Below are 502 nucleotides of genomic sequence, written 5' to 3'. Positions count from 1 at the left end.
TCTGAGTTCACACCTTCACCATACCAAGAAGCAGGTATCGTGGAAGCAGCTGCTAGCAAAGACACAATAGACAGCGATATCTCAGGTGCCAGTCTATCCAGCGCATTGGACTCCCTCGTCTCCCAGTCTTCATCTGAAGATGCCTCAAAATCAGAAGTATCACGCGATGAGAATACATCTGACCACAGCAACTCCTTACATTCATCAGAAGACGCCTCCAATTCAGAAGTATCACGCGATGAGAATCCATCTGGCTACAGCGATTTCGTACATTCACCTGAAGACGCCTCCAATTCAGAAGTATCAAGCGATGAGAATACATCTGACCACAGCGATTCCTCATATTTGAGTGGAAGTCTGGGCTCTATAGTTTCCACTGACAGTCAGCTGTCACAAGACTCACTACTTTCGCTGTCTGAGTTTTTTTATACATCCACAGGCCCATGGCGAATAAACTACAGCGATTACCCCGTAGACCTGGCTGCCACCCAAGACCGCATTT

General features: G+C 47.2%; 1 protein-coding gene. It reads left to right on the top strand.

Annotated elements, in window-relative coordinates; genetic code table 11:
• Nucleotides 1–39: 39 nt before the first annotated feature.
• Nucleotides 40–502: hypothetical protein (locus E1189_RS24710; RefSeq protein WP_230459952.1), on the top strand; the 463-nt coding region annotated here is incomplete at its 3' end.

It is taken from the genome of Parendozoicomonas verongulae, assembly GCF_009711465.1.
Taxonomy (GTDB): Bacteria; Pseudomonadota; Gammaproteobacteria; order Pseudomonadales; family Endozoicomonadaceae; genus Sansalvadorimonas; species Sansalvadorimonas verongulae.
The sequence above is the reverse complement of the archived record's forward strand: the minus strand, read 5'-3'. Positions and strand labels throughout refer to the sequence as shown.